We start from the raw sequence: 25,700 nt of genomic DNA, 5'->3' as shown, positions 1-25,700 counted from the left end.
TCGATGGATTGGGGGGAGATCCATTATTCGCCAACAGCGTCCTTCAAGGAAAGAGGCTTCAAATCCCAATCCTAACGTTAATTAGAGATAATTTATAAAGTAGGTTGGGTTGAGGAACGAAACCCAACATTTTATCGAATTAACGAAACCCAACATTTCATCGAATTATTGAGTGTCATATCGTTTTACCCAACCCACACAATACATTTGGCGGTTTAAGATTTACTTTATAAATGACCTCTTAAAGACCCAAAAGCCCTATTAACAAAGCTACAGGTGCTATAAGTAATAGCCACATAGTCCAGTGCAAACCATACTGTTGAGCAACTAAGCCAAGCACAAGCGGCATTAAACCACCCACTAAACCAAACAAGTTGCTTAGCGTCATGACTGTACCACTCTGCCTGGACATCGCTGTGTACAGCTGTCCTTGTAGAATTGAGTACCAACCCGAGTTAAACAAACCCAGGAAGCCAAGAATAACCAATTTGATATTGATATTGGGTACAACCAAAAAAACGGGATAAAGACACAAAACAACGATCGCACTGAACTTTAAATAATCTAATCCCCGCACTCGTTCTAGTAAAGGAATCAGGAAAAAATCTCCTAACAAACCAACTCCCAACCATACACTGACAGCAAAAGTTGCCAGTGTATTGGGAGAACCGACGACGTCCACAAAGTACAGTGCCAAAAACCCACCCAAAACATCCAGCATTAGATTTGAAAATTCCAGCAACGTCAACCAACGAAGTACTTCTGGTCGTTTTAATGCTGCGATCGCATTCCGTATCCCATCAATAAAACTGCACGTTGGTTCGTCATGGGAAAACGTTTTTTGAATAGCGATTGAGCTTTTCCACAACATTCCTAATGTAAGAACGGTTAGCACACTCAATACTAGAAACACGCTTCGCCAAGTTTGATGTAATGCGATCGCACTACCCAAAGCCAACGGTCCGACTACATTTCCAAACGAACCAGCTAATGCCCAACGTGCCATATTTTGCTCGTGACGTGTTGGTTCGATGTCCATCAAGGTGGCTTGAGAAAGACTGACAAAAGAACCGGATGCTGGATAAAACAGCACAAAAGCCGTTAATAATAACGGAAAGTTATGACTGAAGGAAATGAGTTGCAATGCGATCGCAAAAACAACACCGCCGCTTAAAATTAACGCTCGTCGCTGACCGATATCTCCTAATATGCCTAAAATTGGTTCTATCAGACTACTAATAGTATTAGGTATAGTTAGCAACATTCCAACCTGTACATAGGAAAGATGCAGGTCATTGCGAATCAAAGGCCAAGCTGCACCCCTGACTCCATCTACAAGCTCATCCAAGAACTCAATCGACAGAAAAATTGCAGTTAATAAAATTACAGCCTTGGTAGTTTTATTTTTACCCTTAAACAACATCAGGTGATTCTCCCATCCTCTCAATTTATAACCAGCGCAAAATTACGAACAGCGTTGGCTTTTGGAGGGGGAATCCACGAACAAAACTTTCGCCTTGTTTGTAAGGCTATCAGCTTGTTACAACTGAAAGTGACTGTAAGTTGTTTTTCAGGAAATTACCAAGGAGGAAAAATCATAAAACCTCATAGGAAACTCTGTAGTATAGTGTAGTGTATTACAAGTAGTGGTGGCAATAGGTATCGAAACAGTGGAGGTTACGATATGGATCGACTGACTCAGCGCAAACTCCTTTCAGCTGCCTGTCACGGAGCAATATTCTTGAGCTCAACTATTGTCTCTGTAGGTATTCCCATAGGAATTTTGTTAACGACTGAGGATTCAGTTGTTAAAGACAATGCTAAAGAATCACTAAATTTTCACATAAATCTATACATTTATGCATTTATCTTTGCATTGTTAACTCTTTTGATAATTGGTTTTCCATTACTTGCGATATTAATTATCGTTAGCATTATCATGCCAATTATTGCGATCGTTCGAGTCCTGGATAAACCCGACATACCCTATCGTTACCCATTCATTTTTCGCTTGTTTTAATAAAAAATCTCGTAGGGGCGCAAGGTATTGCGCCCTTACAAATGCTATAAAACCATTCTGAAAAAAGAACAGTAAATCTTAAACCGCCACATATATTGTGTGGGTTGGGTAAAACGATATGACTCTCAATAATTCGACGAAATGTTGGGTTTCGTTCCTCAACCCAACCTACTCAATAATTCGACGAAATGTTGGGTTTCGTTCCTCAACCCAACCTACTTTATAATTCGACGAAATGTTGGGTTTCGTTCCTCAACCCAACCTACTTTATAAATTATCTCTCAAATTAAAATAATATTAACTTCCCCTTTGTAAGAAATTAATGTTTGAGTGATATCTTGATCTCGACAAAGTTACTAATGATTTATGCAAGGGTAAAGGATGAATCATGAAACCTACCATAAGGTATGGTTTATGTTTCATAATTCATAATTCATAATTTATCAGACAGGGGCAAAAGGATGATAGATTACAGGGCTTTTGAAAGATTTCTGTACAGTCGAATCAAGCGACGTAACTTAATTATTGGAGCAGGAGCATTGACAGGTTTGGCGATCGCCAACCAATTTCCTCATCAACGAGTGCTGGCTCAAGTTCCATTCTCTAGCTATCCTTTTACACTCGGTGTAGCTTCTGGAGAACCATATGCAAGTAGCGTAGTTCTCTGGACTCGTTTAGCGCCAGAACCGTTAAATGGAGGTGGGATGCCATACATTAATGTACCAATTCGTTGGCAAGTGGCAACCGATCCCAACATGAGCCGGATAGTAGCACAAGGCACTGAAATTGCCATTCCAGAATTGGCTCACTCAGTTCGTGTTGTTGTTAATGGGCTAAAACCTAACACTTGGTACTGGTACAGATTTATCTCAGGGACAGAAGAAAGCCCAATTGGTCGCACGCGCACAGCACCCAAACCAGACAGTGACATTAACAAACTCCCTTTTGCTTTTGTCTCTTGTCAACACTACGAGCAAGGATACTACACGGCATATAAATATTTAGCGGAGGAAGACCTTCACTTAGTCGTACATACTGGTGATTATATTTATGAAGGGGGAATTACACCAGATCGTCCCAGACAGCACAACGGTCCTGAAATCACAACTTTAGAAGATTATCGCAATCGACACGCTCTGTACAAAACTGATAAGAACTTGCAAGCAGCACACGCTGCATTTCCTTGGATTGTCACTTGGGATGACCATGAGGTTGAAAATAACTACGCCAATGCTACTTCAGAGGTCGATGATGAACCAGACCAAGATCCCCAAGTCTTCTTACAACGACGAGCAGTTGCGTATCAAGCGTATTACGAGCATATGCCACTACGTCCCTTCTCTAAACCTGAGGGACCCGATATGCAAATTTTTCGTCGGCTATCCTACGGGAAATTAGCAACTTTTCACGTGCTGGACACCCGCCAATATCGTACAGACCAACCTTGTGGAGATGGGACAAAAGAACGCTGTCCAGAAAATCTAGACCCTAATGCCACAATCACTGGTAAGCGTCAAGAAGAGTGGTTGTACCGTGGATTGGATCGCTCTCAGGCTCAATGGAACATAATTGCTCAGCAAGTTATTGTTGCTCAAAGAGATTTAACACCTGGAGAAGGTCAGACTTTCAGCATGGATAAGTGGGATGGATATTACGCTTCTCAAAGAAGATTGCTCGGTTTCTTAGAACAGCGCAAACCCTCAAATCCAGTCGTTTTGACAGGTGATGTACATTCTAACTGGGCAATAGACTTAAAAGCTGACTTTGATAACCCAAATTCTGCTACTGTTGGAAGTGAGTTTGTGTGTACTTCAATTACTTCTGGTGGAGATGGTGCGGATTCTAGCCCCGCAGTTGAAGCTTATTTGCCAGACAATTCCCACATTAAGTTTTACAACGGTCAACGAGGATATGTACGTTGTGTGGTAACTCCTGCAAGTTGGACAACAGACTATAAAGTTGTGTCAGAAGTGACAACCCCATTTGGTACAATTAGTAATCGTGCTTCATTTGTGGTTGAAAACGGACGTCCTGGAATCGAAAAAGCTTAACTGTTTTTATCAACGAGTTTCTTACCGTAAAAGAGGGGAATGCGATCGCTCTTCCCTCTTTCACTGTGGCTATCTCCAATAATGCTTATACTGTCATTGATAGATTAATATTTTTCTAAAATTTGATGAATGTTCATTTATGAATGATACCGATCGCCTTCAAGCACTCTTAGCAAATTCCCCTGTTGGTATTGTATTACCCGCGATCGCTGAAATTCACCTTCCTAACTGGTGGCTGGCTGGTGGCGCGGTACGAAACACTGTATGGAGACAAATCTTTGGTGAAGACTGTCAGTTGGTTATCAAAGATTTTGATATTGCCTTTTTTGATGAGGGGGGCGATCGCTCTCAAGAACTAGCCGCTAAAACAATCCTTATGGAACAATTTCCCAATTACCTATTTGATATCAAAAATCAAGCTAGTTTTGCGCGGTGGCGTCCTGGTAACAAAACTTATGACAGTACAGAAGATGGTATTAAAAATTGGTTGCACACTGCTACTGCGGTAGGAGTTCGGATAAACACAGATGGGAAGTGGCAGTTTTTTACACCTTATGGTCTGGATGACTTGTTTAATGGTATCATTCAACCAACAACAGCACATATTTACAACCTAGATGCAGAGCGTAAAGCATCTGAGTTCTTGCAAAAATGCCCTTGCTTGCGAATGGCATAAAAACTCATAAAATTCTGATTTGCTTAATAGATTTTATGAAATGGTACAACGAACCGCTCTCTTGGAAGGATGAAAATGGTACTGTTACTGTTACTTCTGGAGCAAAAACAGATTTTTGGCGTATAACACATTACGGTTTTATTCGCGATCATGGAAATTTTTATTATCGAGAGGTTGCGGGAGACTTTAGCGTAAGTGTGAAAATTACAGGACTTTACCAAGTTTTATACGACCAAGCAGGAATCATGGTTAGATTGAATGAAAAAACTTGGATTAAGACTGGTATTGAATTCGTAAATAGCGTACAACAAGTCAGTGCTGTTGTCACGAGAGAGTTTTCTGATTGGTCAGTTGTACCATTATTGCAAAATCCTCCTTCTTTGTGGTTGCGTTTGTACAGAAGAAGCGCCACAGTTGAAGTGCAATACTCATTTGACGATCGAAATTACACCATGCTTAGGTTGGCGTATCTGACAGAAGTAGAAACGCTGCAAGTCGGTCTTATGTGTGCGTCACCGGAAAGAGAGGGATTTCAGGTCACGTTTGAAGATTTCAAAATAGAAACTTTATAGCAATCGTTTTTGATTTTTGAAATATATGTAGTAGGGTGGGCAATGCCCACCACATAATTCTATCGGTAGGCATTGCCCACCCTACAAAGATCGGTAATTTTAAAGCGGAAAGGGAGTAATATTTCTCGCTCGGGAACAATTGTTCATAAATAATTTTTTTGATACCGCTTGACTTTTGACTCCCTATATAGTAATCTTGTACTATAAAATTATTCAACAGAGCAAAATGTCAGCACCCCATTAATGGTTTGTCTCATAAAACCACTCGATAAATAATGCTTTACCATACCAGCAGGAGAAAAAATTTGAATGAAACTATCTAAGATAGATTTGAGCAATCTTGTAGCGATCGCTCACTCGGATGACTATTTGCAATTATTGATTGACCGAGGCGAAGAGTTTGAGTGCGTAGCTATTCCTGCACCAATACAAGCTTACGAAGGATTACAGCAACTGAATGCGATCGTTGCTGATTCTCCTGCACTTCCTTCATCACCAGAATCCATTGAGATGTTACCTGTAAGTTCATCCATGGCTAACGCTGTAGGATACGATCCAGACGCGCAAGTTTTGCAGGTTGAATTTCACAGTGGATCTGTCTATCAGTATTCTGGAGTAGAGCCGGACACTTGGGAAGATTTACACGAAACCGATTCCATTGGCAGATTTTTCAACGAAAACATTAGAGGTCGATACTCATCCGAACGCATAGATGACGAATATTACGCGGATGATTGTTATTAAATAAAAAAACATTAAAATCTTACGAGTTTTGGCGCTCCTTGCTTAAATCGCTAACTGCTAATTGCTCTTCATGAAATGCCATTAACAATTAGCGATTTTCCTCATATTACCTCTCATTTAGCTTTTCACAACCTTTAGTAACCAAAGGTAATTGAACGCTAACTTTAGTTCCTATGACTGGATTAGATTGAATGAATAATTCTCCACCATGAGCATTAACAATGCGTTTGACGATCGCAAGCCCTAATCCAGTGCCATTAGGTTTTGTAGAAAAAAATAACTGTGTCAGTTTTGAGAGGACTTCTGGAGGAATAGGCTCGCCATCATTACATACATTGATGCAAACGTTACCAGGAGACGAACTCTCTACTTGCCATTGAATGACATCTCCTGCTGAGACTGCCTCACAGGCATTGCGAATAATATTAATAAACACTTGTTTTAGCTTATCTCTGTCCCCAAAAATTTGGACTCGAGAGGATGCTGGGATAAATTCAATTTGACGTGATAGCGCTTCTGGCATCTCACGAATTGACACAAGCAACTCGCGAATAAATTCATTCACATCCAATTCATTCAGTTGCAGCACTTGGGGCTTGGCATAGAGTAAAATTTCACTCAGCAGCTTTTCCAGACGATTAGCTTCGCTAAGGGCTAAAGATAATCGCTCTTGAGCTGGTTCGGTCAAAATAGTTTTCTTAAAATACTTCAATCCCATAATGGTTGTTGTTAGAGGATTGCGAATTTCATGCACAATCGTCGCTGCAAATTCACCAATCGCTACTAAGCGTTCCTGTTCTACAAGTTTGGCTTGTGCTGCTTGCAGTTGAGCAGTCCGTTTTTCTACCTCAACTTCCAGCAGTTGATTAAATTGGCACTGTTTTTGGTAAAGATGATAGTGGTCGATCGCTGTCGCCGCACGTTCTGCAAACAGTTCTACAATTTGGATTTCTTCTTGTGTGAATTCCCTTGGTTGCCGATGAAAAGAGCAAACCGTACCGAATATTTGACCTTCGGGGGTTTGTAATGGTATTCCCAAATAAGCTCGATAACCTGGTGCAGGTTTGCCATACTCTGGATTTGCCACTGCATCCTTAACAGCCAATGAGCGACCATTTTGAATAACAGTGGCAATTAACCGACCGTGCAATGCATAAATACGAGGAGCATCTTCAGCCATTTCCAGACTACTGGCTAGGATAGTTTCAAATCCCTCTTGGCAAAAGGTAACAACCGTCCAATCTACTCCAATGAGTTCGCTAACTCCACAGGCAATATTATGCAAATAGCTGCCCAGTTCGCCAGTGCGATAGTTCAATGAAGATAACCGTGCTATTATTTGCCGCTCGCGCTGCCAAGGTTGTTGCAACAACATATCTTCATCATTAGCTTTGCTCATGGATGCTTGTTGCATGGTTTAGTAAAGTAAGTTTAAAAATTAAATGTTAAATTTTGGATTTTCCAGGTATTAACTCTGGATCGTTCCAGGAAATTGAAACGTATTATACTATATAAATTGGCTATTTTTGTAGCATTAATACGATCTGTTATATTAAATAAATGTAAATTTTGTTAATTATGAGTAGTCACAACCAAGGCTTTTGTTGGGATATTGAATATGATTGCTACTAATGAAAGGACTTTTCAAACATCCTCTAAGGAAGAAAGTTAAGATTTTGCTGAGAACTGTATGAGAACCTTCTAGACAAAATTTCAGCTTTCTGTGTATCAATCTTTAGAACCTCATAATTTTTTGACAAATTCTTCAAGTAACAATTAGTTTATAGTTCAAGTTAAAATTCCAAACTGATTGATTCTTGAGGTATTTTCACTTATGAAATTAGGATATTTATTAACACTGGTTTTAGCTAGTACAGTTACAGTTAGCTGTACAAAAGAAATTTCCCAGAATGAGTTGACCCAAAGTGGCGCTCCAGCAAATGAAGCAGTTCACGTATCATTCACTCAAGGAAAGTCTCAAAATGCAACTGCTATGAGTTCTGGTACATTTGTTTCCGGAGAACACGCAACTCAAGGCACAGTTCGCGTTACTAATAAAAACAGTAAATTAGTACTAGAGCTTGACCAATCATTTAAGACTTCTGAAATGGGACCCGATCTAGTCGTTATTTTACACCGTTCAGAAAATGTAATAGGTTCAACTAAGCCCCCGTCATATCCTTTGAAAAAGGAAGATTACGTTGTAATTGCTCCTCTTAAAAAATTTAGTGGCGCTCAAACTTATACGCTTTCTAACAATATTAATTTAGAAAATTACAAATCTGTTGCTATTTGGTGCCGCAAGTTCAATGCCACTTTTGGTGCTGCTAGTTTAAAAAGTTAAACAATAACTTCAATTTGAAAAAAGAATGTAACACATGAACAAGACCCCAGACCAACCCTCCCTTTAGTAAGGCTACGGTGTACACACGTTTTTACCCCACCCTAACCCTCCCCTTGGAAAGGGGAGGGAATTATAGCGGTTTTCAATTGGGTGCAATACATAAAAAAGTTATGGAACCACAGCCTGTAGCAGACGAACGCGGATAAATCTGTACTTCAATAAGAGTGAAAACCGCTATAGAAATCAAATTTTGTTACTTTTCATAGCTGATTTTTTTCTACCTTGAAAAGAGGAGGGAAAATAGAAATTCAATCTTTCCTATTTTCAAGGGAAACTAGAAATTCAATTTCCCCCCTTTCCAAGGGGGGACTAAGGGGGGTAATTTAACGTTATAACCTTGAATTGTAAGCTATTACAACTTATGCGTATACCGTGGTAAGTAAGGGGAGGGGGTGCGTTAAAGGGGGTGGGTTGCTTTGGAACTCTCAGGAGCTGTAAATACCTTAATATCTCAGTAAGTCCAAAATAGCACTAGTCACAAAAGAATTATGACAAATACTCCTCTGTTTATTCCTGTCATTTTGGGTACTCCCCGTCAAGGTCGCCAGAGTGAATATGTAGCCAAATTTCTTGTCGAGCAGATTGCGGTACGAGATGATGTGGAGACGGAATTGATTGATATTCGTAACATTCCAATTACCACCAATGACGCCGGTGAGTCTATTAAAGACCCTCAGTTCTCCAGTACTGTTGAGCGAGCAGATGGATTAATTATCGTTGCACCAGAGTATAACCATGGTTATCCGGGTTTGCTCAAGCATGTACTCGACACCTGTCTCAAAGAATACATTCACAAAGCTGTTGGGTTATGTGGTGTCTCGGCTGGACCCTTTGGCGGTACGCGAGTTATTCAAAACCTTTTGCCTGTCATGCGTGAATTGGGGCTGATGACGATTTTTTATGACCTCAACTTTAGTAACGTCCAAAATTTGTTTGATAAATCTGGAAATTTGATTGACAAAGCAACTTACATTCGCCGTTTGGAACGGTTCATGAATGAGTTGGTTTGGATGTCAACAGTACTTAGGTATGGGCGGCTAGAAATCAACTTGGAAAAGAAAGACAGCACTCCAGTCAACCTCCATGCTAGCAAACCTTGCCCAGAAATGGCGGCTCGAATGGGTGTTGATGCAATGGATACTGTCCTTAATGTTGGTCATGATGCCCAGACTGGCAAAGTGGAAGCCACTTTAATCACTTAAGTTTCAGTTTTGCTTTTAACGATCGCTTCAAACTAGTACATGAAGGCTGAAGCATGAAGGCTAAAATTTGTTTGATGGAGTGCTGCTATGGCTGCTAAGTTAAGTAAGAAAATTGCTGGGGCAATTCTATCTTCGGTTGTTTTCATTACAATAGCTCTAACTCAAAATTCAGTTCGATCGCAAAGGTATCGTTGAATTGACAGAATATATGACACCGAAGGGAAAACCAATACCAGTCAATTCGCGTAGTCATGACCAATAGTTTCAACATATTGCGATCGCAGTGAGCGATATGGACAAAGCCTACAAGCACTTGCGTTCTTACAAAGTACAACACGCCTCCACTGCTCCCCAACGCATTCCTGCGTTATGCGGATTGTTGAAAAATAAACTTTGTGCAGATGAACGGGCGTCCTCGCCCGTTCACAAGAATTGGGTTGGCTCTTGTGCCTGTTATAACAGATAGCGCGTAGGTAGTTTATAGCAAGCGGAATACAACTGGACAATTAATAATGTTACCAGTTGAACCAAATTTACTACCATTGGGTCCGCTCAAGTAACCAGCTTCAACAAGACCTAGAATCTGAAATTCTTCTCGTAATTGCGAACGATAGCCTTTGCTAATTGCTTCTGGCGTCCACTCATAGAGGTTCGCATCCCAAAGTGGACTGTAATCTGTAGCTAAAGTCGGAATTCCGCCAAAGGTATTATTTGGGCGGAAGCCATCAGTTAAAGCTGCAAATAGACCTTGACGTTGTGGGTTTTCACAGGCATTTTCAGAGGGTCCATTGACAGCGATAAAGATCCGCTCAACTGCACTAGAAAAACTATCATCATTGCCTACTTGTATTCTTTTTAAAGCAGGAGCAAAGGTTGCGCCCTCGATCGCGGCGACGGTTGGATCGTTAGCATCCATTGATACGTACCATACTGGACGACCAAAGCTAAAGCCGTTGACTAAGTTAAGAGTCACTGTCATTTTGGTGGTATCTATTGCCACGACTTCATCATGGACTAACTTATAGTCGGGATTGCCGTCAGGGAAATGAATTCGAGAAGCATCTGTGTTAAAAGCAATCATTGGTGCATTGTAAACATGGCCTCCTGAATTACGAATCCGAACCAATGGACTATATGCAGCATCACCTACTGAACCAGGTTGTGCGGCTGTAGGCGGAAACGGACGATTACTCAAACCAGGTTGCACTTGCCGTTCTAGACTAAAATCAACCTTACCCTCGTTAAAAATAATTTGTCCTGCTGAATTAAAGTTTCCAGTGCGTACTCCTGATGCTGTAAAAGCTAGCTTAGACGATAAGTTGAGACCAAGAGCTTTGGCATTTTGAGCGTCATCAGTGTCAGTTAGAATATACCAGACGGTCTCGCCAGTCCTTAACTGACCTTTGTACAACGGTATTGTAATAGTGCCTTTTTGGAAATTAATTTCTCCTGTATTTAGAAGCTGAAGTGGACCTACTAGACTGGGATTGACACTGGATGGAGGCGGACCAAAGTAAGACGGGTCTACAGCAGCACCTACTGCTGCTGATACAGGAAAAAAGTTGCAACCAAGACCCGGTCCTAAAGGTCCAGGTCCAGGTCCGGATTCGGCAGTAGCTGCTAAAGGTAGAGCGATCGCAATTGCTACTGTTGTAGCGATCGCTTCAAATGCACTAAAAGCCAAGCGCAATCTCTGCTTCAGGTTCATAAATGTTAGCTCCTCAGAGCGTTATTTGTTTAAATTTATATCTTGTAAACTCTTACCTGCCGGTAATAGCCTATATGTAGCAAGGTTTAGGGTTACACAAAAATATTAATTGAAAAAGCTAGTACAATCTGAATTTTTCCTGAGAATAAAACTAGTTTTTCCTGAAAAATTATTCCTACAGTAATTAAAGTTTTTCATAAATTAGTTCTGCTTCTTAAAGTTCTCGATAAGAACATAAATGTCCATTTTTTTCTGAAAGGAATATAAGAATTTCCTGAGAAAGTTTATAGATTAATATGAGATTCGTACAATAAAATTAAAATTGTATTTATTGAAATAAAGTATTGACAAACACTCAAAAAGAAGTATTCTATTCAGTGTTGATATATTTATGTTTGAAAATTTTGGCAAATAGAATTCGCTACCTATACAAACAAAGCCCGCCTACGCAGCAGACTAACAAAAAAATTAATGTTTTGAACCCACCTCTGTGGGTTTTATCTGTGTAACAGCGAATTCTATTCGCCTTCGTTAGTAATAAGACTTGTCTTGGTGTTATAACAGCAATTTATTAAGCAAAACATAGTTTTTTAAGGAATGTTTTCCTATGACTACTTCTCTACCAATCGATCTGGATTCTGAAAATGTTTCGTATTCTCAATCTCTAATTATCAATAGAGGCTTTGAAACTGGTAATTTTACTGGCTGGTCAACTATTGGGACGCAATTTGTCGATAAATCAGAAGTTGGGCATATAGCATCTGAAGGAAATTACAGTGCTCTATTGATTACTGGTGCAGCAGAAGATGGGGAATTAAATATATTTTCAGACTCTACAATAGAATCTTTCTTGAGCTTGCCAAATGGTACTTTGGATGCTCTCATAACACAAGATGCGATTGAAGGTTCTGCAATTCAGCAAACCTTTGCTGTAACGGCAGGAGATCGTTTGAGTTTTGACTGGAATTTTTTGACTAATGAAACTACCTCAGAAGGTTTTAATGATTTTGCTTTTGTTAAAATCAATGGTGTTATTTTTAAGTTAGCTGATACTTTTTCTCCACTTGTTAGTTCTTCTTCTAATGACTTTGATACAGAAACAGGTTTGAAAACTTTTTCCTATACTGCTACTTATGGTAGCAGTTTAACGTTAGGGTTTGGGGTTGTAAATGTAGGAGATACAATTATAGGATCTGGGTTATTGATTGATAATGTCAAGATTGAGAGTGGTATAAGTAATTCATGAGAAAATACAAAGACCAAATACTCATTGGCGAGATTTGATTTTATTTTATGAATACTTTTATGGTGATAATGGAGTAGGTATTGGTGCAAGTCATCAAATCGGATGGACGGGTTTAGTTGCTAAACTCATTCGGCAATTTGGTGAGTATGAAGCACAACATCAAGAACCAGAAGTTGAAAAAGAGAAATAAGTATTTCTTGTATATAAAAGCTCTCGCATATACTTAGAGTAGGCAATGCTATTAGATCCCCGACTTCTCTAAGAAGTCGGGGATCTTGCATCTCTAATTCTCAGTCTAAATTAATTTAAGCCCTCATCAATTCGTATATATTTCTATTAAGAAATGTTTGAAAAATCTTGTTTCTAACCCAGTAGAAAAGGATATTTGTAAAGTTACAATTTATACTTTTATTGACAACTAAAAGTCGCGGCTCTACACGCAAAACCTACCTCCGTGGGTTTCAAAGCCATTAATCCGCGTAGGCGGACTTTGTTTGTATAGCAGCGAATTCTATTCGCCCAGAACTTTTAAAAGAACTAAAACAGTGAACAACATTAGAAGGCTTTGGCAAAATATAGATCCCTTCTCGTTGCAGTTACGCCTCACAACGGGTATGGCTGTATTTTCTACTTTGGTACTGGGTAGTGTTGCCTTATGGACGAGTTGGAAAATGCAGCAAATTTTGATTGATAGTCATAAACAGAATATAGAACACATAGCCAAGCGTTTACCGCAAGATGTACAACTTTATAGTGAGATGATGCAACCGGAAATTGGTTTGCAAAAGGCTATCAAGAACTTAGAAGATACTAATACATTACTATGGATAAAAAGCCGCGAGCGGAAAATACTAGCACAATCGACAAATTTAAATTTTTTATCTAAGTCTATGGTATCTGAGTTAATGTCTTTAGCTCAAATGCCGCTTAAACCAGAAGTTTATAAAATTAATCAAAGCTACTTTATTTTATCTGAAAATTCAGTGCAAGTCAAAGGTAAAATCCTTGGCGATTTATTTGTAGTTAAGAATATTACTCGCGAACAGTCAACGTTTGTACTTATGGTACAAAGCTTAATTGTTATTAGTATTCTAGCAATTATTACCCTTACGATCGCGATCGCATTTTACATCAAGCATTCTCTCCATCCTCTACGCCAACTCAACCAAATGACAGCAGTAATTTCTGTAGAGGACTTGGGACAAGCACAGCTATATCTTAACAATGCACCTAGTGAAGTCAAAGAATTGGCTCAAACCTTGACAATGTTGTTATCTCGCCTCGCCCAATCTTGGGAGCAAGAGCGAGAATTTGTGAGTAATGTTTCTCACGAGTTACGTACACCTTTAACAATTGTACACGGTTACCTCCAAAGCGTCTTGCGACGGCAAAATAACTTAACTCAAATCCAAAAAGAAGCTTTAGAAACTGCTGCATCAGAAGCTGAACGTACCATCCGCTTACTACAAGATTTACTAGATTTAGCGCGTGCAGATAGTGGTTATTTACACTTTCAGATGAAATCTTACGTGCTGAATGATTTAATTGAAGAAATTGTGATGATGGCAAAGAAATATAGCGATCGCGACATCACTATCGAGGCAGAAACACACCCCATTGAGGTTAAAGTAGATTACAGTCGTCTCAAACAAGTGTTACTAAATTTAATTGATAATGCTATTAAGTATTCTGACGCTGGCACACCTATAAATTTTAAATTATATCAACTTCAAGACAAGGCAGTTATTGAAGTTTGCGACGAGGGTTATGGTATTCCTCTGCAACATCAAGCACGTATTTTTGAGAGATTTTACCGTGTAGATGAATCTCGGAGTCATGCAACTGGCGGTAGTGGTTTGGGTTTATCAATTGTCAAAACACTTGTCGAGGGAATGGGAGGTAGTGTTAGCGTGCAATCAAAGCTAGGGGAAGGAAGTATTTTTACAATCACTTTACCCGCTTAAGCTAGTGAATGCAGCAATTCCCCAAACACCAACTAAAAATTTTTATTTTTCGACCACATAGGGGAGAAAAGCACGGCGCACTTCCGATGCACCCCGCAAGCTTGGCTCGATAGTTGCTGTGAACCAGGATGGATCTCCCTTGAGAAAGTGAGCGTGGAGATCGACAAATTGTCCGTAGCGGTTAGCAATTTCTTGAATTGCAGCATTCATGCGCTGGAGGTTCTTGCGAGCGATCGCCGCATCAACCCCTAAAAAGTTGCGCTGGTCATCTCCTAACGTAGGATCGTATACACTGCCTAGTAGAATGGGACGGATTGGCAACTGTTGCACGAAGGTTTTGAGGGCGTTAGCAAAGACGGCAATTTCTGCACCTGTATCCCGAATTAATCCGCGCAGTAGATCGTTACCACCGATGGTGATTAATGCAATTGCCTTTCCCTCAACCTGCAATCTCTGAGCTTGAAATGGCAGTTCATCAACCGTTGCACCATCACGAGCAAGATGTTCGAGGCGAGCAAGTCCGTGTGATGTGAGGTCTTGTCCCTGAAATTCTGGAAACAGGCGATCGTCATTCTTGACAAGGAGTTGTCCTGGATGAACGCCGAACTCGTTGTATCGTCCGCAGTCTAGAATCGAGTCACCAAATGTATATAACGTTACCATTGCTTGCTCCTGCCGATTGCAGCTCAAGAGCATTAGGACACCAGCCCCTCCAATCCCTTGAATAAATCTTCGGCGGGTAGGTCGAAAAGCCATCTCACTCTCCTGTTTGTTCGATGCTAGCACTGGAAGAAGGTCAAGATATTAAACGAAAGATGGATTTCGTTAAGGGATTTCCAAATAAAAAAATATTCAACTTGACTCTTGTGGTGCGGGCTTTTAACCCGCTACTCATACAGAACGGGCGTCCTCGCCCGTTCCACAACATAGGTAATTAGTTTCACAACATGGGTAATTAGTTTATCGTTGTTAGAAGTGGTAAAAACATAATTGAATACTGCTCGCTACTGGTCACTGGTCACTGGTCACTGGTCACTGCATAATCGGATGCGGCTTGGGTGCGACGGCGGCTCATTTTTTGTTCGTAAGCTTCGTAAGCGATGCACATCCAGATTAAAGTCATGAATAGGATATTTTTGTTAAAGCTTTCTGCTCCATTGGGAAACAAAGTGCCAGCAGGTATGATACCAAATGCCAGAACAATGCTAAATGTCATCAGAATTAAGAGTAAGCCCGTCCACTTTACCCAATAGTTGAGAGCAAACAATGCACCTAGTACAATTTCTGCTAAAGGGAGCAACCAAGCATAAGGAATCGCAATTAACCCAGGGAGAGGTCCTATACCTTCCCAACCTGGTGGAATTCCGGGACCAATGATTTGGAGTTTTTGAGTGAGGACAGTTTGGTATAAACCATTAGGAACGCTAAAGTTGAGGTAGTTCGCAATACCAGAGACGAAAAAGAATGCACCCATGACGACGCGATTAACAGTTACAGCAGTCCGAAGGTTGAGTAAGTATTTCATAAATAGCTCCTAAAGTTAAAACTAGTTTGAAAAATTAAATCCCACAAGGTTTTTTCAATCCAAAATCCAAAACCTAAAATCCAAAATTCAAAATGGTAAAAAACTTCATTGAGATGGGGGAGGCGCAAGCTGATTGAGTAATGTCGGTACGCCCGTCCAACTTAAGTTTTGCTGAAATTGGTTCGGTTGAGCAGCCCGCCAAACCAGAGGAGATGCCAAAATGACTCCGGCTGCTACAGTTGCAACTCCATATAACCAAGGTGTTTGTCCTAGCTGCATATGGGAAAAAGGACGATGGCGATGGAATAATTTATCGGTGAGCCATTCTGTTGTGAGTTTGAGGTTACGACCAGGGGTTGGTAACAGTTCTAAGTATGTTGCTTCCCGGATAAAATGACCGGGTTGACCTTTGATTTGGACTTTATTAAATAAGTTAGCCACACCTTCGTTGAGTCCCAGTTTCATTAACGTACCGCGCATATGAACTTGGACGGGAACGGTAGGTTTGTTTTCTTGAAAATATTGAAGATTCCGAGCGATCGCAATTCCTTGCTGATAGGCAACTTGTGCTGTAGGTGGTTGGGGATTGTCGCTATCCGCAGCGCAGTCTCCCGCCACAAAGACTTCTGGAAAATCAGGGAGTTGCAATGTCGGTGTTACCACAAGCCGCCCTCGTTTGTCTCGCCTTTTTTCTGGGATTGGTAGCTCTATTAAGAGAGGATTGGGAGTAGTCCCTGCAGTCCAAGCGATCGTTCCAGCTTGTAAAAACCTTGTTTGGTCTTGTTGCCAATACTCTATACCATCTGCTTGAATTTTTATGACAGCCGCGTCAAATACGAAATCCACGGGAATAACGCGACGTTTGAGCGCCCGTTGTGCTAAGCAACGCAAACTGCTGTTGATGTCTCCTTTCAGGATTTCACGGCTACGATTTATTAAAACAACTCGAATTTCAGAGGCATCACCGCCCAAATCGTCATACCAGATAGGCAACAGATCTGCCAACGTACATGCTAATTCTATGCCTGCTGGTCCCGCTCCAATAATGGCAACGGTAAGCAGCAACCGCCGACGTTCTAAGTCTTGAGTTTGGATTGCCAGATGCAAGCGGTGTCGTAAGTGTTTTCGCAGAGCGATCGCTTCCGCGCCACTAGTGAATGGCATTGCGTGCTCTGCTGCACCAGGAGTATTAAAATAAGTTGTTTTGCCTCCTAGTGCTAAGATTAAGTTGTTGTAGTCAAAAACTTTTCCAGACGCTACAGTGACTTTACACTCATGTATATTAATGGATTTCACCGTGTCTTGTACAAAGGTTACACGGCTTCCTGCTAGAAGATCTTTGTAGCGTGGATAAACCTGTTCGCTATGGAGTTCCTCACTGAGTAGCTCATATAACAATGGTTTGAAGCTGAAGCGATCGCGTTGCTCAATCAGAATAATAGGACGTAAATAGTTTTGATGGCTTAAGTGTAGAGCTGTAAACAGTCCAGCAAAGCCACCACCTAAGATGACTGTGGGATGAGACGCCTGCTGCATAAATGTAAAAGTTGTTTTTTGAAGTATCTAGATTGCCAAACTTTTAGATTTGTAAAGACGTGCCATGATACGTCTTTACTAATAGTTAATTTTTGTTACATAAAATTGATAAAGCGTAACAAACTATTTCACTTCATTGGGTTCAAATTTAGCAACTTTACCTTTTTTAACAGCAACTACAACATCATAAGTTGAACAGTAAGAAAATGTGGTGTCATTGGCTTTGTTATAAAGATTAACAACGTGACCCGCGCCTCCGGGCTGAATACCGATTGGCTCCAAATCTCCATAAAAGAAACGACGTAGCTGGTCGCCACTACCGATCTGACCCTTATTTTTAGTTATTAACGCGACTTTCTGCTCTACAGATAATTCTTGGGCTGATGCCTGAACCAATAAAGGATTTATCGCTTTTAATGGTGCTTCCCATACTGTTAAAAAACCAGTCAAGGCAATTGTAGCGATTAAGGGGGCGAATTTCATTTGTGTCTCCTTTTTCCCGGACATCCAAAGCTTCTCAGTGACTACTGAAGCCCATCTGAAACTCAGCTACGATTTTCATGAATTTATTCTTTAAGCTAATTTAGGGTATTCTCAGCATTTTCTCAGTTAAGTACTGTGACTCAGAGTCACAATTTAAGTAGGTAGGGCTAAAGCCCACCATTCTCTGTTGGTGGGCTTTAGCCCTACCTACTACGTGTATTTAAAAAATCAAATAGAAGTCTTAGTATAATTACTAGTGTTCTTATTGCGGTGGTGTTATGATGACTAAACTAAGAAAACCGCATCGCTTAATTCCCAGAATTCCAGGGCAAATATATCTCTGGCTCGCAATCCTAATTTTTGGAGCATCTGGTGCTGTTACCCGCAAACTTACAGAAATTGGAGCACAACATTTCATAGATGGTCGCAATCCAATTTCTTTATGTAATGTTTTATTCGTGGGAAACCTCTGTGCCTTAATAGTTCTGCTCTTAATCTATGGACGACAGTGGAACAAAGCGACTTTGAAACAACTCTCAAAGAAGAATTGGATTGGTTTAACAGCCATCGCTATCTTATCAGGAGCGCTTGCTCCTGGCTTAATTTTTCAAGCGCTGGGACTGACAACGGTTAATAATGTTATCTTAGTTGGACGCTTGGAACCGCCTCTCACTCTGGCTTTGTCAGTTTGGTTATTGAAGGAACGAGTCAATCTTTGGGAATATATAGGAGCGATCGCAGCATTTGTGGGCGTAACTCTCACCATACTTCTTCAACCCCCTGGGGAAGCGATGATGAATATGGGAGCTTTGCAAGTGGGCTTAGGAGAACTTCTGGTAGCAGCTGGATCTGTAGCTGTTGCCGCTTCTACAATTATTGGGAAAAAATACCTCTCCCAAGTTCCTTTAGGAATTTATAATATCTTTCGTACTGCCCTAGGAACTGTCATATTTTTCTTTTTTGCTTTAGTGCTGTACGGCAAAGACCATTTTGCAAATGTACTCTCACCTTTTCTATGGAAGTGGATGTTCCTTTATGGCTCTTTAATTGTTGTGGTTGGTCAATCATTTTGGCTAAAAGGCTTGAGAAGTTCAACAGTATCTATGGCTTCCTTAATCGGCTCCTTTACCCCTGTTGCTGGAATTGTGGCAGCTTATCTAATTTTAGGTGAGGCTCCTACCCTAGCTCAATATATTGGCGGTGGTGTTATTTTAATTGGTATTTTCTTAAGTCAAATTGGGACTCGTCGTCAAGCATCTCACAGAAGTGAGTTTTCCAAGGTCGATTCTACTCAGGCAGAACAACAGGTGGAAACTGGTATGGGATTTAAGGGAATCTGAAAGCAACCTAGTCCTCAGCCAAAGCTTAAAATTTGTTCAGGAAAAACTCATCTTTTTTCTTAATAAAGATATTAAATTTGAAATGTAAGCCAAAAACAGATTTATCTCAGCTTGACTTATGAAGTTCCGATTAAAATATATAGAGATGATTTATTCCAATGAAATTTTTAAACAAGTTAAAGAGAAAATTAGCTGGAGTCATTGGCGATCGCATCGATTCCTCTTCACTACAATTTCGCCTAACCATTGAAATTATTATAATTTTTATATTTGTATTTAGTAGTTTTACAATGTTGATAGTTTGGGAAATCAAACATTTTTTTGGGACAACTTATCAACAATATAGTGTGTTGAATTCAAACCATAGACTATTGATTATGATTCAAAGTTTGGCAACTGCAAGCGTTCTGTTGCTTGTTGCTACTACAGTTCTTACATTTATAATCATCAGGCGATCGCTCTTACCGTTGCAACAAATAAATCAGTGGGCTGCGACATACAATACAGAACTGATACCGTATCGAGTCCAGTTTGGTTGGACACCCAGCGAAGTTAGAGCTTTAGCCCAAACCTGGAATGAATTGTTAACAAACCTAAGAGAAGTGAAAGAACTACAGCAACAGTTTACTAATGACTTAGCTCACGAGTTACGCACGCCTCTTAGTATGGTTTATGCTTATTTACAAAGAACTTTGCAACAGAGTCAAAATCTAACAGTATCCCAGAAAGAAGCTCTAGAAATGGCTTGTTCTGATGCAGAACGCATGACTTATATCTTGCAAGGCTTACTAGAATTAGCAAGGGCAAGTAATAATGCATTGCCATTGCAAACGGAATCGCTTATCTTAAATGATTTAATTGCAGACATAGCACAGATGGTAGAAAAGTTTGACTATCGAGCAATCCAGCTTAAACTGCCTTTGTTGCCTATTAAAGTAACAGCAGAACGCAATTGGTTAATGCAAGTGTTAAACCATTTGATTGATAATGCTTTTCAATACTCTGAAGAAGGAGAGGCTGTAACAATACAATTGGATCGGGTCGATGGTTGGGCAACGATCCAAGTAAGTGACAAAGGCTGTGGCATTCCCCTATCGGAGCAATCCCGTATTTTTGAACCCTTTTACCGAGTCGATCCATCCCGTACCCGTTTAACTGGAGGAACAGGCTTAGGGTTACCGATAGTAAAACGCCTTGTGGAGCGCATGGGGGGTAAGGTTGGAATTCGGTCAGAACCCGGTTATGGCAGCACCTTTATTTTAAGATTACCTGCATTAAAAGCGAAATTCTAGTACACGATCTACCGGACAAAGTGAGTAAAAGTATGGCAGCACATATCCTTCTGGTTGAAGATGAAGTAAAACTAGCACGATTTGTCGAATTGGAACTTAATAGTGAAGGTTATAAGGTCAGTGTGGCGCATGATGGTATCACTGGTTTGACTTTAGCACGAGAATTTTCGCCAGATTTAGCAATTTTAGATTGGATGCTACCTGGATTATCAGGGTTAGAACTTTGTCGGCGCTTGCGTGCGACAGGAAACAAAATACCTGTGATTTTGTTGACAGCAAAAGATGAAGTGAGCGATCGCGTTGCTGGATTAGATGCAGGTGCAGACGATTATGTCGTTAAACCTTTCAGTATCGAAGAATTATTAGCCAGAATTCGCGCCCATTTGCGTCGTACTCAAGAAACAGAAGAAGACTGGTTGCAGTTTGAAGACTTGAAGCTCAATCGCACCACACGTGAAGTCTTCCGAGGTAATCGAGCCATTGAGTTAACTGCAAAAGAGTTTGACTTATTAGAGTATCTTCTCAGCCATCCGCGTCAAGTATTTACTAGAGATCTAATTCTAGAGAAAGTTTGGGGTTATGACTTCATGGGTGATTCCAATATTATTGAAGTTTATGTCCGCTACCTACGCCTCAAGCTTGAAGAAAATAATGAAAAGCGTTTGATTCATACCGTGCGTGGGGTAGGGTACGCCTTACGAGAGTAATCGTTATTGTAGGGCATAGCCTTACCTACAAAGATGGGTAATTTAAGAGTCCAAAGGGAGTAATCTTGTGGTATGGGAGTCCTCGCCCGTATACAGGGCAACACAGCAGGTTGAAGATGCTCTGAAAATGCCTTATCGAGCAGCGAACCCTAGCACTTCTGTCCATACCATAAATTGGGTACAATACATAGAAAAGTTATGGAACCGCAGCCTGTAGCAGCCTGTAGCAGATAAATCTGTACTTCAATAAGAGTGAAAATTGCTAGTTGACTCCACTTTTTGGCTATCTGGTATTACGTCTTGGAAAATGCAGTATGTGCTGAGTCAGCGGTACTTTTCCAGTGAAAGTAGAATTGACATGAACGCGATCGCGCCCTTGCCGTTTTGCTAGAGATAGCGCTTCTTCAGCAGCATTTAGCAATACATCCGGTGAATTGTCAGAACTTGGGGTAACAGACGCAACTCCAACGCTAATGGTTAGTACTTCAGAAGGTAATCCGTCAATACCCGGTAAGTTGTAAGGAATTCCCAACGCTTTAACATTGTCTCGCATACTTTTCCCAACCTTTAACACTTCCTCAGCATTAACTTGAGGAAATGTTGCTGCAAACTTTGTACCTCCATAACGCACCAAACTCGATTGCTTTTGCTGAATGCACTGACTTAGGGTATTGGCAATCTGTTGCAAAGCAGCATCTCCAGACGTATAACCGTGTGTATCGTTGTACCACTTAAAATAATCTACTTCACATATAATCAGTGACAAGAGTAAAAATTCTTTTCCCCCTTGCTGCCAAAATGTTCCTAAATCTTGCCTAATATGGGTACGACTAACACATTGAACTAGATCGACTTTGTTTGAAAGTTTGACTTCTTGCTGTCCTGAAGTGGATTGTTGCAGGGGAACATTTAAATGTTTTTCTACTAGTTGTTGGCTGAAATAGAGGCTATACAATTGGCAACTTGGTCGTGCTTGATTGCCATCTAGTTGAATCAAACCCATACTTTCCAACTTAAAAGCTGTAAGAGCATCTAATGGCACGCTTTCACAAGCAGTAACAACTTGTAGAAGTGCTGATGCTAATTCTGGTTGTTCTCGTATTATTGCTAAATGATTTCTTAAATGGTTGCTGTAAATACCAGTAGCTGTTGGAGATGTTTCCAACAGATCCTGTAGTGTCATTTCCCCTCGGTAGAGATGATAAAATGCCAAGTTGATTAGAAAAGGATGTCCCCCTACCATAGCCATAAGTTCTTGGCTTAGTTTGTTATTAATCCAATTCAATCCATAACGCGATGCTAAATCTTGTACTTCCTCTAAAGTAAACTGAGGCAGCTTAATAGATAGCCCAACATTAAAGGGAGATTGGTTAATGTTGAGAGGAATGTGTATTTCTGTAGAATGAACGATAATCAACCGTAGGTTTTGCCAAATTTCTACCGTTGTTCCTATTTCATGCCAAAATCGTAGCATCGACAGAAAATCATTGGCTATTTGGAGATGCTCAAAAAGTCTGTTAACTTCATTTAATGCTAAAACAATAGGAGCATCGAGCTGTTCGAGCAAATATTCCTCAAAATAAATTTTGCAGCTCACCTTGCTGCCCATGTCTTCGTCCCAATAATCATCAAGCTTGTTGTTGAGGTTTAACTGTCTGCTAACGTTAGCACAAAACCACCGCAAAAACTTGTCGAGAGAAGTAAATAAAATTTCTTCCGTCTCCTGAAAGTCTATGTAAGCTATTTTATACTCAGCACTTTGAGCGCAAGCAATCATGCGGTTAAGCAGCGAACTCTTGCCTGTCTTTCTTGGAGCTTTAATACGTATAAGGCATCCTGGTTTGCTAATTTCCTTATATACAAGTTCTTCTATTCGCAAGCGATTGATGTATAGTGGTGAGTTCAGTGGTAAGGGTACACCAGGATACTCTATTTCTACCCTTTCTACAAAACTTTTTTCTGTATATATAGTATTATTATTTACGTAATTAGTAGTTTTGTTCTCTCCTCCTGCGTGTATAAAGCTTTGCTGTGCTTCTCCTTTGGGTTCTTCTTGGTTTGGCTGATACTGTGCTAAAACAAGATGTAAATTTTTCTTGGTAACTCTTTGCCCTACTGCTTCTGACAAGTCATGCCACAATTGAGAGCCAACCTCTTTAAAGTAATTGCTACCATAGCCAGAATTTTGGGCCATTTCACCATAGCCTTTTCCCTGCCATGATTGGTATAGTATCACTCGCTCAATGGGGCTAAGCTGTCTAGATAGTAAGACTCGCTCAACAATATCTAGAACTAAATCGGTATTCATCTATTATGGTGTATTTTTACTGACTTTTTATTTTACAATCCTATGGCAATTGCTACTTTAATGCAAGTAGTAGGGTTTTTACTGAGACGCAAGCGCACTCATTAAATCATTAGACTTCTTTATGTCATTTTATAATTTATCCTTTTTCATATAAATTTATTACATAAATTATTTTTAACCGAATTTATACTTTTATCTCTAGGTAGATTTTTTTACATATATTTAAAAGGTTATATTTGGGCTCATAGTATCATTAATTACTATAGCAGTCCTAGACCGTTTATGAAAAATTTTAAGTACAGTAGGGGAGCCACTCTCGTGCGTGTCTTTATATGCATTGAGAGGAGTTGCGTTGGGCAATGCCCACCACACAAGGCTTTCGGTGGGCATTGCCCACCTTACAGGTATTTTTACTTACTGCTAACTACTAGCTATTTCTACTCATTCATATTGTGATAGGTAGCGACAGCAGAAGGAGAGATGCGATTTAAGTAGCGGAATATCCAGTATTTAAAAATGGTATCTAAGATCACTGGAAATGTAGCAATAAAGAGAAAGATGAAATCATGATTGGCTGGCAATCCCCAGTGTCGCGATACACCTTCTAAAATCACTTCCCAACCATGAGGAGAGTGGAAACCTACAAAGATATCAGTAAATAGAATGATGATAAAAGCTTTGGCACTATCGCTTAAACCATAAACAACATGGTCAAAGAAATCTTTCAGCACAGCGATTTCACGCTTACTTATTAGTAAAAGCCACGTGAAAGTAATGACTGATAATATATCTGCAAAAACATTTTTAATAGCATTTCCACTCTCTAGCTGAAATTCTTCAGCAATTTCACGTGCTTTGTTTCTGACTTCAAGTTCCATCTCCTCTCTAGATAGAGGTTCCCCGCTACTAATCAGACTATTAAATTTGATACGTTCTTCAAATCTTTCAAGTGCTGTCAGTGCCTCCTCTTCCATTTCATTATTAAGAAATATTTTGACTTGCTCGGAGTGCTTGCTAAAGTAAGATTCAACAATGGGTCCGACAACTAAAGCTTTTGATATTTGATGAGTCAAAATGGGAACTATGATGAGTAGTAAAAGAAACCTAATGGATATTATGGTTCTTTTTTGAGTGTTACGGAAATTTTTAACAACATCTTGTTCTGCACCGGGATCTAACTCAACCTGCAAGCGAGTGATAGTGTTAAAAATCGAACGAGGCAGTACTCCTGTCGTATTCGTCTTGCTACGAGGAGCGTTATCCAATTGATTTTTTAAAGGATTTTGCAGTTTTGTTTGATTCGGAGAAGGTTCTACTGGTACAATTTTACTCTGGGATGATAAAGTATTAAGTGCTACTTCATCAGGCTTAAAAGTGTTATATTTAGTTATGACTTCATCAATAAAGTTCAGCTTTTCTAAAATCAGTGACGGGGGTGAGTACTCAATACCCACTTGCTTCGCAGTTTTTTGATTGGCTTCATCTAGGAAAAAACGGCTAAATTTAAATTCTGTTAACCGCATCCGAACAATTTTTAATTGCTTTTTCAATTCAGACTCAAAATAATCCATAACGATACCGCTATGTCTAGTTGAATCGAAGTTAATTTTATTACCATCAAAATGCTCGTCTTCTATTGCTTTGATTTGCAAAGCAGCCTTGTAAGCCTTATCTAGGGAACGCTCCGATGTTTGTAAGTAAAGGTAATAAGCCTTCAGTAGAAAAGGGTAGATCTTTTGGCGATAAACAGAATTAATCATTTTTGCCAGTAATTATCTAACATTGTTTTATATCTCTTAAACTTACGTTAACGTATTAGTCTCTTAGGATCGGGGAGTAGGGGTTAGGGGTTAGGGGGTAGAGAAATGTTCTAGTGTATGCAGTTCATGATGGCTATTATATAAATCTCTAAAGAAGGTGGT

Annotated in this window: 23 protein-coding genes; 13 read left to right on the top strand and 10 right to left on the bottom strand. The window is 40.0% G+C overall.

Features of this window, described 5'->3' with window-relative positions; all coding sequences use genetic code 11:
• Positions 1 to 241: 241 nt before the first annotated feature.
• Complete coding sequence (locus tag ACKTT2_RS51650) at positions 242 to 1,423, bottom strand: MFS transporter (protein WP_407900895.1); 1,182 nt, start codon at positions 1,421 to 1,423, stop codon at positions 242 to 244.
• Between the two features lie 261 nt (positions 1,424 to 1,684).
• Between ACKTT2_RS51650 and ACKTT2_RS51645 the strand changes: the two genes are divergently transcribed.
• The 5 genes from ACKTT2_RS51645 (at position 1,685) to ACKTT2_RS51625 (ending at position 6,063) form a co-directional block, all read left to right on the top strand.
• On the top strand, positions 1,685 to 2,020 hold the full coding sequence (locus tag ACKTT2_RS51645; RefSeq protein WP_407900894.1) for a DUF4870 domain-containing protein: 336 nt from the start codon (positions 1,685 to 1,687) through the stop codon (positions 2,018 to 2,020).
• A 461-nt stretch (positions 2,021 to 2,481) separates the two neighbouring features.
• On the top strand, positions 2,482 to 4,071 hold the full coding sequence (locus tag ACKTT2_RS51640; protein ID WP_407900893.1) for an alkaline phosphatase D family protein: 1,590 nt from the start codon (positions 2,482 to 2,484) through the stop codon (positions 4,069 to 4,071).
• A 139-nt stretch (positions 4,072 to 4,210) separates the two neighbouring features.
• Positions 4,211 to 4,747 carry a nucleotidyltransferase family protein gene (locus tag ACKTT2_RS51635; protein WP_407900892.1) on the top strand — a complete coding sequence of 179 codons (537 nt, stop codon included), beginning with the start codon at positions 4,211 to 4,213 and terminating at the stop codon, positions 4,745 to 4,747.
• A gap of 35 nt (positions 4,748 to 4,782) precedes the next feature.
• The gene (locus ACKTT2_RS51630) at positions 4,783 to 5,319 is read left to right on the top strand and encodes a DUF1349 domain-containing protein (protein WP_407900891.1); all 537 of its coding nucleotides are present in this window, start codon (positions 4,783 to 4,785) and stop codon (positions 5,317 to 5,319) included.
• 309 nt (positions 5,320 to 5,628) lie between these two features.
• Positions 5,629 to 6,063 carry a KTSC domain-containing protein gene (locus ACKTT2_RS51625; protein ID WP_407900890.1) on the top strand — a complete coding sequence of 145 codons (435 nt, stop codon included), beginning with the start codon at positions 5,629 to 5,631 and terminating at the stop codon, positions 6,061 to 6,063.
• A 106-nt stretch (positions 6,064 to 6,169) separates the two neighbouring features.
• Here ACKTT2_RS51625 and ACKTT2_RS51620 read toward each other — a convergent pair whose 3' ends face one another.
• Complete coding sequence (locus tag ACKTT2_RS51620) at positions 6,170 to 7,462, bottom strand: ATP-binding protein (RefSeq protein ID WP_407901018.1); 1,293 nt, start codon at positions 7,460 to 7,462, stop codon at positions 6,170 to 6,172.
• 435 nt (positions 7,463 to 7,897) lie between these two features.
• Between ACKTT2_RS51620 and ACKTT2_RS51615 the strand changes: the two genes are divergently transcribed.
• Both ACKTT2_RS51615 and ACKTT2_RS51610 read left to right on the top strand, forming a co-directional pair.
• Complete coding sequence (locus ACKTT2_RS51615) at positions 7,898 to 8,407, top strand: DM13 domain-containing protein (RefSeq protein WP_407901017.1); 510 nt, start codon at positions 7,898 to 7,900, stop codon at positions 8,405 to 8,407.
• Positions 8,408 to 8,955: 548 nt separating this feature from the next.
• On the top strand, positions 8,956 to 9,669 hold the full coding sequence (locus ACKTT2_RS51610) for an NADPH-dependent FMN reductase (RefSeq protein ID WP_407900889.1): 714 nt from the start codon (positions 8,956 to 8,958) through the stop codon (positions 9,667 to 9,669).
• Between the two features lie 145 nt (positions 9,670 to 9,814).
• Here ACKTT2_RS51610 and ACKTT2_RS51605 read toward each other — a convergent pair whose 3' ends face one another.
• Positions 9,815 to 10,006 (bottom strand): hypothetical protein, encoded by a 192-nt coding sequence (locus ACKTT2_RS51605; protein WP_407900888.1) that lies wholly within the window; start codon positions 10,004 to 10,006, stop codon positions 9,815 to 9,817.
• A 141-nt stretch (positions 10,007 to 10,147) separates the two neighbouring features.
• Positions 10,148 to 11,377 (bottom strand): hypothetical protein, encoded by a 1,230-nt coding sequence (locus ACKTT2_RS51600; RefSeq protein ID WP_407900887.1) that lies wholly within the window; start codon positions 11,375 to 11,377, stop codon positions 10,148 to 10,150.
• Between the two features lie 607 nt (positions 11,378 to 11,984).
• On the opposite strand from ACKTT2_RS51600, the gene ACKTT2_RS51595 reads away from it, so the two are divergent.
• From ACKTT2_RS51595 to ACKTT2_RS51585, 3 genes are all read left to right on the top strand, one after another.
• Entirely contained in the window at positions 11,985 to 12,623 is a 639-nt protein-coding gene (locus ACKTT2_RS51595) for a hypothetical protein (protein WP_407900886.1), read from the top strand.
• A 34-nt stretch (positions 12,624 to 12,657) separates the two neighbouring features.
• Positions 12,658 to 12,813 (top strand): hypothetical protein, encoded by a 156-nt coding sequence (locus tag ACKTT2_RS51590; protein WP_407900885.1) that lies wholly within the window; start codon positions 12,658 to 12,660, stop codon positions 12,811 to 12,813.
• Positions 12,814 to 13,168: 355 nt separating this feature from the next.
• Positions 13,169 to 14,587 carry a sensor histidine kinase gene (locus ACKTT2_RS51585; RefSeq protein WP_407900884.1) on the top strand — a complete coding sequence of 473 codons (1,419 nt, stop codon included), beginning with the start codon at positions 13,169 to 13,171 and terminating at the stop codon, positions 14,585 to 14,587.
• A gap of 42 nt (positions 14,588 to 14,629) precedes the next feature.
• Here ACKTT2_RS51585 and ACKTT2_RS51580 read toward each other — a convergent pair whose 3' ends face one another.
• The 4 genes from ACKTT2_RS51580 to ACKTT2_RS51565 all read right to left on the bottom strand — a co-directional run bounded on the left by ACKTT2_RS51580 (position 14,630) and on the right by ACKTT2_RS51565 (position 18,131).
• A complete protein-coding gene (locus ACKTT2_RS51580; RefSeq protein ID WP_407900883.1) occupies positions 14,630 to 15,343 on the bottom strand; it encodes an SGNH/GDSL hydrolase family protein in 714 nt (237 codons plus the stop codon).
• 262 nt (positions 15,344 to 15,605) lie between these two features.
• The gene (locus ACKTT2_RS51575) at positions 15,606 to 16,112 is read right to left on the bottom strand and encodes a DoxX protein (RefSeq protein WP_407900882.1); all 507 of its coding nucleotides are present in this window, start codon (positions 16,110 to 16,112) and stop codon (positions 15,606 to 15,608) included.
• Between the two features lie 105 nt (positions 16,113 to 16,217).
• On the bottom strand, positions 16,218 to 17,648 hold the full coding sequence (locus ACKTT2_RS51570; protein WP_407900881.1) for an NAD(P)/FAD-dependent oxidoreductase: 1,431 nt from the start codon (positions 17,646 to 17,648) through the stop codon (positions 16,218 to 16,220).
• A gap of 123 nt (positions 17,649 to 17,771) precedes the next feature.
• Entirely contained in the window at positions 17,772 to 18,131 is a 360-nt protein-coding gene (locus ACKTT2_RS51565) for a hypothetical protein (protein WP_407900880.1), read from the bottom strand.
• A 281-nt stretch (positions 18,132 to 18,412) separates the two neighbouring features.
• Between ACKTT2_RS51565 and ACKTT2_RS51560 the strand changes: the two genes are divergently transcribed.
• The 3 genes from ACKTT2_RS51560 (at position 18,413) to ACKTT2_RS51550 (ending at position 21,470) form a co-directional block, all read left to right on the top strand.
• Complete coding sequence (locus tag ACKTT2_RS51560; RefSeq protein ID WP_407901016.1) at positions 18,413 to 19,471, top strand: DMT family transporter; 1,059 nt, start codon at positions 18,413 to 18,415, stop codon at positions 19,469 to 19,471.
• 158 nt (positions 19,472 to 19,629) lie between these two features.
• Complete coding sequence (locus ACKTT2_RS51555; RefSeq protein WP_407900879.1) at positions 19,630 to 20,763, top strand: sensor histidine kinase; 1,134 nt, start codon at positions 19,630 to 19,632, stop codon at positions 20,761 to 20,763.
• A 32-nt stretch (positions 20,764 to 20,795) separates the two neighbouring features.
• Positions 20,796 to 21,470 carry a response regulator transcription factor gene (locus ACKTT2_RS51550; protein WP_407900878.1) on the top strand — a complete coding sequence of 225 codons (675 nt, stop codon included), beginning with the start codon at positions 20,796 to 20,798 and terminating at the stop codon, positions 21,468 to 21,470.
• Between the two features lie 283 nt (positions 21,471 to 21,753).
• On the opposite strand, the gene ACKTT2_RS51545 is transcribed toward ACKTT2_RS51550, so the two are convergent.
• Complete coding sequence (locus ACKTT2_RS51545) at positions 21,754 to 23,778, bottom strand: AAA-like domain-containing protein (RefSeq protein ID WP_407900877.1); 2,025 nt, start codon at positions 23,776 to 23,778, stop codon at positions 21,754 to 21,756.
• 437 nt (positions 23,779 to 24,215) lie between these two features.
• Positions 24,216 to 25,538: a proton extrusion protein PcxA gene (locus ACKTT2_RS51540; RefSeq protein WP_407900876.1), complete on the bottom strand. Its 1,323-nt coding sequence runs from the start codon at positions 25,536 to 25,538 to the stop codon at positions 24,216 to 24,218.
• Positions 25,539 to 25,700 lie beyond the last annotated feature (162 nt).

The sequence above is a fragment of the Scytonema hankhaensis NUACC26 genome (assembly GCF_045865695.1).
Taxonomy (GTDB): domain Bacteria; phylum Cyanobacteriota; class Cyanobacteriia; order Cyanobacteriales; family Nostocaceae; genus Scytonema.
The sequence above is the reverse complement of the archived record's forward strand: the minus strand, read 5'-3'. Positions and strand labels throughout refer to the sequence as shown.